This is a genomic window from Candidatus Thiothrix sulfatifontis (assembly GCA_022828425.1).
Classification (GTDB): domain Bacteria; phylum Pseudomonadota; class Gammaproteobacteria; order Thiotrichales; family Thiotrichaceae; genus Thiothrix; species Thiothrix sulfatifontis.
Genome location: CP094685.1, coordinates 212,544 through 225,703 on the forward strand (window position 1 = coordinate 212,544; position 13,160 = coordinate 225,703).

13 protein-coding genes are annotated in these 13,160 nt (G+C 52.6%); 6 read left to right on the forward strand and 7 right to left on the reverse strand.

Going from position 1 to position 13,160, the window contains the following annotated elements; genetic code table 11:
* Nucleotides 1-1,779: an ABC transporter ATP-binding protein/permease gene (locus tag L3K52_01105; GenBank protein UOG93950.1), complete on the reverse strand. Its 1,779-nt coding sequence runs from the start codon at nt 1,777-1,779 to the stop codon at nt 1-3.
* A 207-nt stretch (nt 1,780-1,986) separates the two neighbouring features.
* On the opposite strand from L3K52_01105, the gene L3K52_01110 reads away from it, so the two are divergent.
* Together L3K52_01110 and L3K52_01115 are read left to right on the forward strand one after the other, a co-directional pair.
* Nucleotides 1,987-4,023 carry a TonB-dependent copper receptor gene (locus L3K52_01110; GenBank protein ID UOG92347.1) on the forward strand — a complete coding sequence of 679 codons (2,037 nt, stop codon included), beginning with the start codon at nt 1,987-1,989 and terminating at the stop codon, nt 4,021-4,023.
* Nucleotides 4,024-4,043: 20 nt separating this feature from the next.
* Nucleotides 4,044-4,550 (forward strand): copper chaperone PCu(A)C, encoded by a 507-nt coding sequence (locus L3K52_01115; GenBank protein ID UOG92348.1) that lies wholly within the window; start codon nt 4,044-4,046, stop codon nt 4,548-4,550.
* Between the two features lie 18 nt (nt 4,551-4,568).
* Here the strand turns inward: L3K52_01115 and L3K52_01120 are convergent, their stop codons facing one another.
* Nucleotides 4,569-5,192: a C40 family peptidase gene (locus L3K52_01120; protein UOG92349.1), complete on the reverse strand. Its 624-nt coding sequence runs from the start codon at nt 5,190-5,192 to the stop codon at nt 4,569-4,571.
* A 119-nt stretch (nt 5,193-5,311) separates the two neighbouring features.
* Nucleotides 5,312-6,259 carry a sigma-54 dependent transcriptional regulator gene (locus L3K52_01125; protein UOG92350.1) on the reverse strand — a complete coding sequence of 316 codons (948 nt, stop codon included), beginning with the start codon at nt 6,257-6,259 and terminating at the stop codon, nt 5,312-5,314.
* 111 nt (nt 6,260-6,370) lie between these two features.
* On the opposite strand from L3K52_01125, the gene L3K52_01130 reads away from it, so the two are divergent.
* Nucleotides 6,371-7,294 carry an ROK family protein gene (locus tag L3K52_01130; protein UOG92351.1) on the forward strand — a complete coding sequence of 308 codons (924 nt, stop codon included), beginning with the start codon at nt 6,371-6,373 and terminating at the stop codon, nt 7,292-7,294.
* Here L3K52_01130 and L3K52_01135 read toward each other — a convergent pair.
* Together L3K52_01135 and truC are read right to left on the reverse strand one after the other, a co-directional pair.
* Nucleotides 7,260-7,688 (reverse strand): hypothetical protein, encoded by a 429-nt coding sequence (locus L3K52_01135; protein UOG92352.1) that lies wholly within the window; start codon nt 7,686-7,688, stop codon nt 7,260-7,262. The two genes, L3K52_01130 and L3K52_01135, sit on opposite strands and share 35 nt — an antisense overlap.
* Nucleotides 7,689-7,705: 17 nt before the next feature.
* Nucleotides 7,706-8,443, reverse strand: a complete 738-nt coding sequence (gene truC, locus L3K52_01140) for a tRNA pseudouridine(65) synthase TruC (protein UOG92353.1) — start codon at nt 8,441-8,443, stop codon at nt 7,706-7,708.
* A 93-nt stretch (nt 8,444-8,536) separates the two neighbouring features.
* Between truC and L3K52_01145 the strand changes: the two genes are divergently transcribed.
* The gene (locus L3K52_01145) at nt 8,537-8,965 is read left to right on the forward strand and encodes a CBS domain-containing protein (protein ID UOG92354.1); all 429 of its coding nucleotides are present in this window, start codon (nt 8,537-8,539) and stop codon (nt 8,963-8,965) included.
* A 20-nt stretch (nt 8,966-8,985) separates the two neighbouring features.
* Here L3K52_01145 and L3K52_01150 read toward each other — a convergent pair whose 3' ends face one another.
* The gene (locus L3K52_01150) at nt 8,986-10,713 is read right to left on the reverse strand and encodes a YcaO-like family protein (GenBank protein ID UOG92355.1); all 1,728 of its coding nucleotides are present in this window, start codon (nt 10,711-10,713) and stop codon (nt 8,986-8,988) included.
* Nucleotides 10,714-10,867: 154 nt separating this feature from the next.
* Here L3K52_01150 and L3K52_01155 point away from each other — a divergent pair, with 154 nt between their 5' ends.
* The gene (locus tag L3K52_01155; protein UOG92356.1) at nt 10,868-11,371 is read left to right on the forward strand and encodes an anti-sigma factor; all 504 of its coding nucleotides are present in this window, start codon (nt 10,868-10,870) and stop codon (nt 11,369-11,371) included.
* 392 nt (nt 11,372-11,763) lie between these two features.
* Nucleotides 11,764-12,468 (forward strand): hypothetical protein, encoded by a 705-nt coding sequence (locus tag L3K52_01160; protein UOG92357.1) that lies wholly within the window; start codon nt 11,764-11,766, stop codon nt 12,466-12,468.
* On the opposite strand, the gene L3K52_01165 is transcribed toward L3K52_01160, so the two are convergent.
* Nucleotides 12,465-13,157, reverse strand: coding sequence for a DUF1287 domain-containing protein (locus L3K52_01165; GenBank protein UOG92358.1), 693 nt, complete (start codon nt 13,155-13,157; stop codon nt 12,465-12,467). The two genes, L3K52_01160 and L3K52_01165, sit on opposite strands and share 4 nt — an antisense overlap.
* Between the last annotated feature and the right edge of the window lie 3 nt (nt 13,158-13,160).

Here is a 13,160-nt window from a genome sequence, read left to right on the forward strand (position 1 = left end):
TCACTCTTTTTCATGCAATTGTAATTCCCACATCCGCTGGTACTGCCCGTGCAGTGCCAGCAACTCCGCATGAGTCCCCTGCTCCACCACCTGCCCTTTATCCAGCACCAAAATCCGATCCGCATCCACGATCGTCGATAAACGGTGCGCAATCATCAACGTGGTATGCCGCCCCGCCACTTCATGCAAAGTTTGCTGAATCGCCTGCTCCGTCGCACTGTCCAGCGAAGACGTTGCTTCATCGAAAATCAAAATCGGGGGTTGTTTCAGAATCGCCCGCGCAATCGCCACGCGCTGCTTTTCACCGCCGGATAATTTCAAACCACGTTCACCGACCACGGTTTCCCAGCCATCCGGCAAACTCTCGATGAACGTGCGGATTTGCGCCATGTCAGCGGCGCGTTCAATCTCCGCTTGGGTCGCTTGCGCATTGCCGTATTGCAGGTTGTAACGAATCGTATCGTTAAACAGCACGGTATCTTGCGGCACAATCCCAATCGCTTTGCGCAAACTGGCTTGCGACACGTGCGCAATATCCTGCCCGTCAATCAGCACGCGCCCGCCCGTCACGTCGTAAAAACGGTAAATCAAACGCGATAACGTCGACTTCCCCGCGCCGCTGTGCCCCACTACCGCGAGTTTTGTTCCGGCAGGCACGCTAAAACTCACCCCGCGCAAGATTTGGCGTTCCGCCTGATAACCGAAATCAACGTGCTCAAAACGGATTTCACCCTGCGTTACCTGCAATTCGGGCGCGTTTGGTGCATCGCGGACTTCCTGCGGGGTTTCCAGCAAGCGAAATACCATATCCATATCCGCCAGCGTGTATTTCACTTGCCGATACACAATCCCCAAAGCCCCCAATGGCAAAAACAATTGCAGCATAAACGCATTCACCATCACCAAATCGCCAATGCTCATGGTGCCGTTGACCACGCTATTCGCCGCCAAAAACATAATAATGGTAACGCCAATCGCAATAATCGACGACTGCCCGAAATTCAGCAATGACATCGAGGTTTGGCTTTTTACCGCCACGTCCTCCCACTGCGCAAGCGTGTGGTCGTAGCGGCTCAGCTCCAATTTTTCATTATTAAAATATTTAACGGTCTCGTAATTGATCAAACTGTCTATCGCTTGATTGCTGGATTGCGAATCCAAACGGTTCATTTCATGGCGATGATCCATGCGCCACTCGGTGATTTTGACCGTAAAAATCACGTACACTGCCACCGTCGCAAACGTCACCAACGCAAATACCGGCGCATAATTCCCCAATAAAATAAATGCCACCAAGGTAAATTCCACCGCAATCGGAATAATGCTGAACACCATGAAATTCATCAGCGTGCTTACCGATGACGTGCCACGTTCCAAATCGCGGCTGATTGCGCCGGTTTTGCGTTCGAGGTGAAACCGCAACGACAAATTATGCAAATGTTCCAACACCCGCCCCGACATTTTGCGCATCGCGTGGTAACGCACTCGCGCAAACACCGTATCGCGCAATTCATTGAACAGCGCACTCGCCAGCCGCAACGCCCCATACCCCAGCAGCAATATCACCGGCAATACCAACACCTGTTCCGGCTTGCCCTGTAAGGCATCCACAATATCCTTGAGAAACAGCGGCACCCCCACATTTGCCACTTTCGAGGCAATCAGGCACGCCAACGCAAACAAGGCTCGCCCCCGGTATTCCCACAAAAACGGCAACACGGACTTGAGATTGTGCCAATCACGGCGATTATTATCAGGGCGTTCGGTACGGCTAGGCATCATAAAATCATCGGTTAGGTAGTAAAAGTGCAGCCGACATGATACTCCACCCTTGCCAACCTGTACTGTGTGAAATCACGCGATCCATGCGCCATTTCACGCAAATCGACTGGCGCATCAAGGATAATTAATTTGAAAATCAAACGGTTAATGATTGGCACGGTGATTGCTCTGTGACTTCCAACAAAAATTTCAGAAGGTTTCCCTATGCAACACGCCCTCACCCGTTTGACCTTGCTCAGTTCCATGCTAATTTTTAGCGCTGCGGTATGTGCCGAAGACACTTTAGTTATCGACATTAAAGCCACCAAAAAAGTGGCGTCACCCAACGAAGCCAAGCCCCTAAGCGCCGAACGCAGTGCCGTGTTGCCCGCTGATGGTGGCGATTTCCTCAAGCAATTGAATGGCGTATCCGGCAGTCGCTTTGGCGGGCGCGGTATCGAACCGATCATTCGCGGGCAATCGCAAACCCAGCTCAATGTGTTGCTGGACGGCGCTTACGTGCATGGCGGTTGCCCCAATCGCATGGATCCGCCCGCGAGTTGGGCAGCCCTAGAAACCTATGAAAGCGTCAAAGTGGAAAAAGGCGTGCAAACCCTGCAACACGGCTCCGGCGGCAGCGGCGGCACGGTGCTATTCGAGCGCGATACCCGCAGCATTCTCGACCCCGAAGACGGCTGGAGTGGCAAAGCCTCCGCCACCACCATGAGCAATGGCGTGAAACACGACGTTTCCGCCGATGTCACCAAAGCCTTCCAACAAGGCTATGCGCGTGTTTTCACACAGGACAGAGAAGCCGACAATTACGAAGACGGCGATGGCAAGGAAGTACGCGCCTCATATAAACACAAACAAGCCGGTGTCGTGCTGGGTCTTACCCCAACCGCAGACCGTTTGCTTGAATACAGTTACGAAAACAACGATTTTTCTGATGCACTTTACCCCGGTGCGAGCATGGACAGCCCCGAAGAATCCGGCTCGATCCAACGCCTCAAATACCAAGACAAGCTGGACGGCAAAATCAATACCATTGAAGCCGACGTTTATAGCAGCAATATTGACCATTTGATGGACAACTACAGCCTGCGCCCCCAGACCGGCACGAAAATGGCAGTTCCTACCACCTCGGATACCGTGGGCGGCAAACTGGCACTCACCTCCAGCATTGGCGATACCGACGTCACTTACGGGCTGAACGTGCAAAACCGTGAACGCAATGCTGAAAATAAAAACATCAGCGCCGGTGGCACCGTCACGGGTTTAATGTGGCCAGCAGCCAGCACCGACCAAACCGGCATTTTCGCCGAAGCCACCCGCAAATTCGCTACCGGCGATAAATTGAAGTACGGGGTGCGCGTTGACCAAGTGGACGCTGCCGCCGCCAAAGCAGGCGTAGTCGCAGGCGGGCGCACCGCCAACCAAAACTACACCGCCGTTTATGGCTACGGTGCAACCGACAAAACAGAAACCAATGTCAGCGGCTTGCTGCGCTACGACAAAGCCCTCAATGACACCACCACCGCGTTTGCGGGCGTCAGCCGCACGGTGCGTACCGCCGACGAAACCGAACGTTACATCAGCAAATGGGGCATGACCGCACCGGATCGTTGGGTCGGCAACCCCAACATTAACCCCGAAAAACACAACCAACTCGACCTCGGCATCAGCCAGCAACGCGGCAAAGTACGTTGGACAGGCACAGTATTTGCCGACCAAGTAGACGATTACATTCTGCGCGACAAAGTAACCACGGGTGCACAAACCGGCGCACAAATCTACCGCAATGTCGATGCTGAAATCCTAGGTGCAGAACTCGGCGCAGAAACCAAATTAACCGACAAACTCCGCCTTGCCGCTGATGTGGCCTATGTCAAACGCACCGACACCACCGATGACCGCCCGATTGCGCAAACCCCGCCCGTCAACGGTAAAGTGCAATTGGACTACAATGCAGGCAAATGGAGCGGTGGCACACGGGTACGCTTTGCCGCCGGGCAAGATCGCATCGACACCGCCATGATCGGCGCTACCGAAGTCGGGGAAAGCGCAGGCTATACCACCCTCGACACTTACGGGCGTTACAACCTCAATAAATCGACGAAAGTACGCTTTGGGGTAGATAATGTCCTCGATAAAACTTATGCCGAACACGTTAGCCGCCGCAATTTAGACCTAGGTAGCACGCTTGAACGGGTAAATGAAGCCGGGCGCAGCGCATGGCTGAAACTCGAAACTGAATTTTGATCTTGTACAGGAAACACACGATGAAACGTTTATTACACACCACCATCCTTGGCCTACTGGTCGCAATGACCGTCGCTTGCCAAGCGGATGCGGATAAAACAGCCGCCCCCGCCACTGGTAAAGCAGCCGATAGCGTAACCGTGGAAAACCCGTTTGTGCGGGCGATTCCGCCGGGTCAGCCAAATAGCGCGTCCTTCATGACCTTGGTGAACACGTCCGACAGCGACCACAGCATTAAATCAGCCGCCAGCCCGGTTGCCGCCACCGTAGAATTGCATACCCACACCAACAACAACGGTGTGATGGAAATGCGTCAAGTCCCACAAATTGATGTTCCCGCCAAAGGCCGTACCGAATTAAAGCCGGGTGGCTTGCATGTCATGCTGATTGGTTTACAGCAAGAGCTGAAAGTAGGCGAAACCGCTGCGATTACCCTGACGTTTGAAGACGGTAGCACCACCACGGTCAATGCACCGATTCAGGAAGTTATGCCTGCGGCGGGTGCCGGTCATATGCAAGGCATGTAATACGGCAATTGCGCGAAATTACACCACACTTTTCGGGAGTAGCGGCTGCGCTGCTCCCGGAATCCGCCCAAACCCAACCAGCTTGCGTTTCCAATAACCTTCTAGCTTAGTTAAGGTAATTGGCTTCCCCGTGCGCGGCGCGTGTACGAATTTATTGCTCCCCAGATAAATTCCTACATGGCTGACGTTATGACCGCGTGTTCTGAAAAATACCAAATCGCCGCGCTCGGCTTTCTCATGCGGAATTTTCAGCGCCACTTTATACTGTGCAGCAGCGGTGCGTGGAATTTTGACACTGGCACCTTGCCCAAAAGAATATTGGGTTAAGCCACTGCAATCGAAACCTTTCAACGGGCTATTGCCACCCCAGCAATAACCTTTGCCGCACTGCTTGAGCGCACACAAAGCCACTTTATCCAGTGGCGTAACTGCTTTTACAGCAGCACGCGGTTGCGGCGCAAGCGGTGTTGTGTGTGCAGTCGGAGCCACTTGATTCACAATGGGTTTAGGGGATTTGTCAGGCTGAATGCTTTGCAACGGAGTAAGATCAGCCACGCGCGGATTCGCGCTACACCCCACCATTGTCAACATGGCGGAACCCAGCACCGAATACTTCAATGCCAATACTTGATGATTCAACATACCCAACCTCGTCGCCACTAACACTTACCATAAGTTTTGGCAGAGACGGGGCGATTGTGCCGGGCTGAAGGGATGAAAGGCTGCAAATAAGCGCCAGCCTGCCAGCAATCACACCATTATCAAGCAAGCATTTGTTTTTTCAGGCGATAGTTGAGTGCATCACGGCTAATTCCCAGCAAGCGGGCGGCATGGGTCTTATTGTTTTGCGTGCGCTCCAAGGCTTGATGCAGCAAATCGCGCTCTAACGTTTCCAGATTAATGCCGGTTTCGGGCAGGCTGAAAGGCTGCTGGCTGACAACCAGGGCGGGTGCACGAATTTCCGACGGCAAATTACTCAACGCAATCTCACGCCCTGCCAGCAAAATACTCAAACGCTCACACAGATTGCGCAATTCACGCACATTGCCCTGCCATGCGTGACGCTGCAATTGCGCCCGCGCTTCTTTGCTGAAGCTGGCGACGGGCAAATTGTGTTGCGCCGCAAATTGTTGCAGGAAATGCTGGCTGAGCAGCGCAATGTCTTCCTTGCGCTCCCGCAACGCAGGCAATTCCACCGGCACAATATTGAGGCGGTAAAACAAATCGTGACGGAAAGCCCCGGTTTGCGCCATCGCATACAAATCGCGGTGCGTGGCGGCTAATACCCGCACATTCACCCGCTTGGCGTGCGCTTCGCCCAAGGGTTGGATTTCGCCGGATTCGAGGAAACGCAGCAGTTTAGCTTGCAGATTCAAGGGCAATTCACCAATTTCATCCAAAAACAGCGTGCCACCGTCAGCCGCACTGATTAAACCGACGTGGTGGTGATCTGCCCCGGTGAATGCGCCTTTGCGGTGCCCAAATAATAGCGATTCTGCCAAAGTTTCCGGCAATGCAGCACAATTAACCGTGATAAATGCTTGTTGGCGACGCGGGCTCATGGCGTGCATCGCGTGTGCAACCCGTTCTTTGCCCGTGCCGGATTCGCCGGTAATCAACACGCTTGCATCGGTTTGCGCGATCAAATGCGCGGAACGCAATACGGCTTCCATCACGGGGGAACGGGTGAGAATGTCATCAAACTGCATGGTAACGCCTGCCATTTTGGTCTATGTTCAACACGATCGGCGTAATTTAGCATTGTTTTACCCGTGTTTGTCATGACTTAGCGCAGCTTTATGGGATAAACGGAGGAATGTGTGCACATTGGCATTGATTTAGGCGGCACCAAAACCGAAGTGCTGCTCTTGGATACGCAAGGGCATGAAACCTTTCGCAAACGCCTGCCAACCCCGCAAGGTCAATACGCGGCGATTTTGCAGACCATCAAACAACTGGTGGATGACGCGGAACAACGCGCGGGGCAAACGTGCAGCGTCGGCATTGGCACACCCGGTGCAATGTCCCCCGCCACCGGCTTGATGAAAAATTCCAATTCGGTGGTTTTGAATGGCAAACCGCTGCACAGCGCACTGGAAAGCCTGTTGCAACGCCAGGTGCGGCTGGAAAATGACGCCAATTGCTTGGCACTGTCTGAAGCAACCGACGGTGCTGCGGCGGGCGCAGCCGTGGTGTTCGCGGTGATCGTGGGCACGGGAACAGGTGCGGGCATTGCGGTGCACGGCAAGGTGTTAACCGGCGCAAATGCGATTGCAGGCGAATGGGGGCATAACCCGCTGCCTTGGCCTGAAGCCGCAGAATTGCCGGGCAAAGCCTGTTATTGCGGCAAACACGGCTGTATCGAAACTTGGCTTTCCGGCACCGGGTTTCAGACCGAATACCAATTAACCACGGGCAAGGCACTCGCCGCCGCCGAAATTGTGCGGTTAGCAACAACGGGCGATAGGTTTGCAGAACAATGTCTGCAAGCTTACGAAGAGCGCATGGCGAAAAGCTTGGCACACGTCATCAATATCCTCGACCCCGATGTGATTGTGTTGGGCGGGGGGATGTCGAATATCCAACGGCTTTACACCAACGTGCCGCAACGCTGGGGCAATTATGTGTTTTCTGATCACGTGAGCACCCGGCTGGTTGCGCCTCATTTTGGGGATTCGAGTGGCGTTCGTGGTGCAGCTTGGCTAGGCGCTAACCACCACCGCCTCGGTAGAAACGGTTATTGACAGCGGGTTTGGGTGGCGGCGGCTCTTTCGCTACCCGTTGTTCCAGAGATGCACTCACTTGGGGCATTGCCTCTTGCCGGGGCGGGCAAATGGGCTGAATGCCAAGCAAGGTTAAGCTGGCTTGATGATCAAGTGCGGCGCTGTCGCGGAACGGAAGTGACTGATTTTCTGAAAAAGAGCAGGAGCCGCCGGTAGTTTCCAGCAAACTCATTAGCGCCGTCGGCCCCTGATCACGGCGGTGCGTGCAATGGGTCAGTTTGCCCGCATTGATCGCAAAACGGCAGGAAGTATTATTATCGGTGGCAATGTAAAAGGTGCCGGTCTGCTTACAGCCAAGCACACTGGCCAGTTGGCTCAAAATCTGCGCCAAGGTGAGAGGAGAATGCTTTTCCATAGAAGCCTCTGGGGTAGTCATACACTGGTTATTGGTGGTTCTTGGAAAGGTAGCAATAAGCGTACCACCTGACTGAAATCTTCCGGTGGCGACGCCGCTAATTTCAGGGCTGCATGAGAATGGGGGTGTACACATTCTAAGCTTGCCGCGTGTAACAGGAGACGCTGGCAGGCAAATTGTTCGCGAAAAAAACGGTTATGTTTGCCGTTTCCGTGTGTAGTGTCACCGATCAGGTGATGGGAAATGTGTTTCAAGTGACGGCGCAATTGGTGTTTTCGCCCTGTTTTGGGGCATAGCGCTACCAAGGAATAGCGGCTGGTGGGGTAACGATCCACCGCATACGGCACTTCAAAACTCATTAAACGCCGGTAATGGCTGACGGCTGGCTGCGCTGGCTTATTTTGATCGGCTTGTGCATCCGCCAGCTTGTCGAGTTCTTCGGTGAGCGGGTGATCAATCACGCCTTGTTCGGGGGTACGCCCGCGCACCACTGCAAGGTAAGTTTTTTGCACCTGACCGGCGGTGAATTGCGCATTCAGGCATCGCGCCGTGTCGCTGTCGAGGGCAAACAGCAAGACGCCTGAGGTTGGTTTATCGAGTCGATGCACGGGATAAACTTTCTGCCCAATTTGGTCGCGGGTAAGCTGAATCGCAAAACGGGTTTCGTGGCGGTCGATCAGGCTGCGGTGTACCAACAAGCCGGAGGGTTTGTTGATTGCCACCAAATATTCATCGCTGTAGAGGATTTCTAGCATACTAATCGTGCCTTCTTTACTGTTCTATCAAAAGGTTGCAGAGTAATGGGCAAATACTAACAACGATAAGCAACCCAACCGAGGAGGAGAACGATGAAAACCGTCAGCGATATTCTCGCCAAAAAAGGCACTGAAATACTCAGTATCAGCCCAGCCGTCACCGTGATTGATGCCGTGAAAGCGATGGCACATCAAAAAGTCGGCGCATTGCTGGTATTGGAAGCAGGCAAACTCAGAGGCATTGTGTCAGAGCAGGATTACACCCGCAAAGTGATCCTGACCTGCATCAATGCCGAACAACTGCTGGTGCAAGACATTATGACCCGGCAAGTCGTGGTCACGCGACCCGACCAGCCGATTCAGGAAGTGATGGCAATCATGACCGAGCGCCGCATTCGCCATTTGCCGATGATGCACCATGGCGAATTGGTCGGGCTGGTTTCCATTGGCGATTTGGTCAAGGAAATCATCTCGGAACAACAGTTCATTATTGCGCAATTAGAGCACTACATTCAGGGGTAAAACCCAGCACTCTGCTGGTCTTACAGCGCTGCCAATGTTGGATAAACCTTGCGGTATGCCGTCAGTAAACGCTGGTGCGTGTCACAACCGTGCAATTCCAGCGTGGGAGCGGTAATGCCCCAGAAGCGTACACTGCCATCCAGCAAGGCTTGCGCCTGTTGCAGCGCGGTTTCACCGTACAATAAACCCACATTCGGCATATAACCTGCCACATCATCCATATCCAACAAGGATTCGATGCAACGGTACACGCGGCGACGCTCGTCATTGATTTGCTCGAAATGGCGAATCCACTGGCAACCTTCCCGAATCGCGTCTTCGTCATCCATCGCCAATGCCAGCAAGGTTTTCAACTCGCCGACCCGTAAATCCGCCCACAGCGAACCCGCATCCGGCGCTAACCCAATCAAGGCAGCCACCGGCTGGTGATCATCCAAACCCAATTCTTCGATGGTATCGAATAGCTCGGTGCATTCCTCATCTTCCAAATCCGGTAAATGCAGAATCGCCTCGCGCACCGCATTGCCGGTGCTGTTATTGTCCCACTCCAGATCTTCGACCTGATAAATTTCCGACATTTCCGGCACAATGATGCGGCAGGCATACACGCCCAAATGCTCAAAATCCATGATGTAAACATCATAATCATCCGCGTGGATGCGCTCCATCAAATGCTGGCACTCTTCCTCGGTCGTGCCACTGAAATTCCAATCGACGAACTCGTAATCGGGTTCATTCCACAAAAAATCCCAATGCAGCGGGCCGCTGGAATCAATGAAATGCGTTTCCAGATTTTGCGGGGAAGCCACATCGTCCAGCTCAAAACTCGGCTCAGAAAAACCCGCCAAGCGATCCAACGCCCTGCCCTGCAAGAGTTCAGTGAGAGAGCGTTCCAACGCCACTTCAAAACGCGGATGCGCCCCAAAACTGGCATACACGCCCTGATCGTCCGGGTTCAGCAAGGTCACGCACATCACCGGGTATTGCCCGCCTAATGATGCATCTTTCACCAAAATCCCAAAACCGGCGGCACGTAATTCCGCAATACCGGCCTGAATATGCGGATAACGCGCAATAACCGCCTCCGGTACATCCGGCAGACAGATTCCTTCCGCAATAATGCGGAACTTGATGTGGCGCTCGAAAATTTCTGATAAGGCTTGAGTACGCGCTTCCGTGGCGGTATTGCCTGCCGACATGCCATTGCTGACGTACAAATTACCGATGACATTGACCGGAAACCATACCGTTTCCCCGTCACGCTGGCGCACGTAGGGCAAGGCACAAACGCCACGCTCTTCGTTGCCGGAATTAATATCGACTAATTTGATCGCATCCAAACTGGTTTCGGGGTCGTAAAAACTCAAGGTATCTTCATCCAACAAACCGGCGGGTAAATTGCCGGAATCGTCCAAGGCGAACCATTTTTCCGCAGGGTGATGCACAAAATTGCTGTCGGCAATGGTCTTGCCCAGATAGAAATCCGCCCAGAAATAATTGGTGCTAAGGCGCTCGAAATATTCGCCCAAAGCACTGGCCAGCGCCGCTTTCTCCGATGCGCCTTTGCCATTGGTGAACAGCAGCGGGCAATCACGATCGCGGATGTGAACCGACCACACATTGGCAATCGGGTTCAGCCAAGAGGCTTCCTCGATGTGGAAACCAAGGCGCTGTAGCTTGTCCTGCATCACGGCAATAGAAGCTTCCAGTGCGGCATCTTTGCCCGGAATAAAGGTTTGTGCTGGCATGAGGGGAACTCGGTTGGTGGTCATTGTCGAACATTGGGTGAACCATTTTAGCGCACTGCACCAACAGGTGTCGTGTTATTCGTTATAATCGAAGGGTATTGTTATGGCAACGTGTTGTAGTCCCGGTATAAAAATAGGCGTAAAGGAAGTGGATATGTCACGGAGTGGCACTTCTCGTAAAAACTGGCTCATTATTTCCCTGTTATTGCTCGGATTATTCGCAGGGATAGTTTTGGCGTTGCCGCACTTTCGCGATGTGCACGCCAATACTTCTGCTGATGGCATGGCGGAATTGCGTGAACAATTGTTAGCAGATCCCACCAGCATTAGCGGTAATTGGCTGCGCACGCTGAACCCTATTGTGAAAGACGTGCAAGGGGATTTAGTCTGGAATAGCGCACAACAGCAAGGGGTATTACGCATCCGTGATTTGCCCAAACCCAAAGCGGGGCATTTTTACCAACTGTGGTTATACGATGCGTTGGGCAATGCGCGGCAAGGGGTATCTGGGGGAATATTGACCCAAGGCGTTGGGCGTGAAGAATTGTTCACCCGAATAGTAACAGACGTGCCTGTTCAGGAACCGTATAAATTCGAGTTTAAGTTACACAACAATCAAACTGACAATGGGCAAATATTGTTAATGGTTCAGCCCTGAGAATCTAAATTAATCAATGCGTCAACAGGGCGCACTTATTAGAAGACAAGATGGTATTAATGCCAAAAGCAAATACCACTAATACACCGAGCATACTAGCCACTTCTGGTACCGGCAACTGCAAGACGCTTAACGCATAAAACAAAATCAACAACATAACGGCTGATGCATTAATTATATTAGTGACGACTGCGTGTACTATTTTATTAAATTCATAAATCATTGTATTAATACCTTTAGCTAATCCCTGCCAAGTAAATGCTTAACAATTATTGGATAAATACTAGCCTAACCAAGTGTCGTTTAACCTTACCTTAATGTTTCAATGAATTATTGTATGACTGCCATTAGGCTATTATGCTTACACCATTTTTAATAAATAGGCATTACCCATGAGCGATAGTACCCCGGTTGACCCAGTTGAATTCACCGCCAGCGATGATTCCCGCCAATTGCTGAAACAAGAACTCGCGCAACGTCAGGCGCACTTGATGCAACTGACCCCCGCCAATGACCCGCTGGAACGCGCCAATGTGCAATACGAAATCGCGGAAATCATGCTGGAACTGGAAGAACCGGGAATGCGCGAAGCCGCATGGGGCATGACCCGCGAGTCCTTCGAGATTTACCGTGACCGCGAATACTGGGAAGATGCGGTGCGGTGTTGCGATGTGTTATTCCGCTGTGATTTACCCGCGTCCGTCCCTGCGTTGGGTAACGGTTTGTGGCTGGCGGTCACTTACCCGATCAGCCCGGAAGTCACGATTATTATGCTCAATCACCTGATTGATGCCACCCCACCCAAAGCGGATGGCGCAGCCGTCGCCGCGACCGTGGCGCACTACATTGCCGATTTACGCCTAGAAGGTGAAAAACGCGACAGCATGATGTTCCTAACCAGCGCCATGCTCGGCAAAGTTGCTGAACGCCACAGCAACGTCAATTCACAAGAGGCCATGAATCTGTGGCTTAACCGCTTGGATTTGCTCGACCCCAAAGTGTTCCTGCCACGTTTGGGGCAAGTCGTTGATGCGATTGTGGAAGGCCAATGGTGGTATGACCGTGACGAATTGCGGGCACGCTTGCCGGTGCATTAAGGCTTGGATTGGTTGAAATAGCGGTAATGCCCGATGATCGGCCAAAAAAACAGGGCATCTTCGATATTCGTGCCATACGCAACGTTATGCCCAACCAGTGGGCGACCATCCAGTGTTTTGAAATGCGTGACGATACCGATATGTGCCTGCCCCTTACCCAAATTCCACGCCACCACATCACCAGGCTGGTAATCGGCTGAATTTTGGGTAATCGGCAAAGATGCGCCCTTGCGCTCAAAAAAACGCATCAGGTTGTAAACGCGACGATGATCGATATTAGTGTCGGGGCGCTTCAGCCCCCACTTACGCGGGTATTCGTAGAAGGCTTTGCGCATATCCTCGTGTAATTCACGTTGCAAATCAACGCCTTGAGCACGAAACGCCCGCACCACCACATCCGCACACACACCTGTCGTTTCGACAACATCACCGCCGGGATAGCGGATATTCACATACGCAGGATTGTAAGACCGGGTGACCTCTACCTGTTTTAATACTGAATTCAGCAAATTCTCTACATGCGCTGGTGGTGTCGGTTTGAACAAAGGTGGTTGTACGGGGGGGACGGGAATAATGCTTACCGGTGGTGCAAGCGGAACAATAAAACGCCAATAAACCCAAGAACCAACCAAATACACGATCAGCAAGATGAAAAATAGCCACACTAGACGGCGCATTAGCTTACGCATAAC

Excerpts from the sequence above, each read along its gene's own strand:
- L3K52_01115 (UOG92348.1), top strand. The coding sequence starts at position 4,044 with ATGAAACGTTTATTACACACCACCATCCTTGGCCTACTGGTCGCAATG.
- L3K52_01120 (UOG92349.1), bottom strand. The coding sequence starts at position 5,192 with ATGTTGAATCATCAAGTATTGGCATTGAAGTATTCGGTGCTGGGTTCC.
- L3K52_01135 (UOG92352.1), bottom strand. The coding sequence starts at position 7,688 with ATGGAAAAGCATTCTCCTCTCACCTTGGCGCAGATTTTGAGCCAACTG.
- L3K52_01125 (UOG92350.1), bottom strand. The coding sequence starts at position 6,259 with ATGCAGTTTGATGACATTCTCACCCGTTCCCCCGTGATGGAAGCCGTA.
- L3K52_01160 (UOG92357.1), top strand. The coding sequence starts at position 11,764 with ATGAGCGATAGTACCCCGGTTGACCCAGTTGAATTCACCGCCAGCGAT.
- L3K52_01155 (UOG92356.1), top strand. The coding sequence starts at position 10,868 with ATGTCACGGAGTGGCACTTCTCGTAAAAACTGGCTCATTATTTCCCTG.
- L3K52_01150 (UOG92355.1), bottom strand. The coding sequence starts at position 10,713 with ATGCCAGCACAAACCTTTATTCCGGGCAAAGATGCCGCACTGGAAGCT.
- L3K52_01165 (UOG92358.1), bottom strand. The coding sequence starts at position 13,157 with ATGCGTAAGCTAATGCGCCGTCTAGTGTGGCTATTTTTCATCTTGCTG.
- L3K52_01145 (UOG92354.1), top strand. The coding sequence starts at position 8,537 with ATGAAAACCGTCAGCGATATTCTCGCCAAAAAAGGCACTGAAATACTC.
- L3K52_01110 (UOG92347.1), top strand. The coding sequence starts at position 1,987 with ATGCAACACGCCCTCACCCGTTTGACCTTGCTCAGTTCCATGCTAATT.
- truC (UOG92353.1), bottom strand. The coding sequence starts at position 8,443 with ATGCTAGAAATCCTCTACAGCGATGAATATTTGGTGGCAATCAACAAA.
- L3K52_01105 (UOG93950.1), bottom strand. The coding sequence starts at position 1,779 with ATGCCTAGCCGTACCGAACGCCCTGATAATAATCGCCGTGATTGGCAC.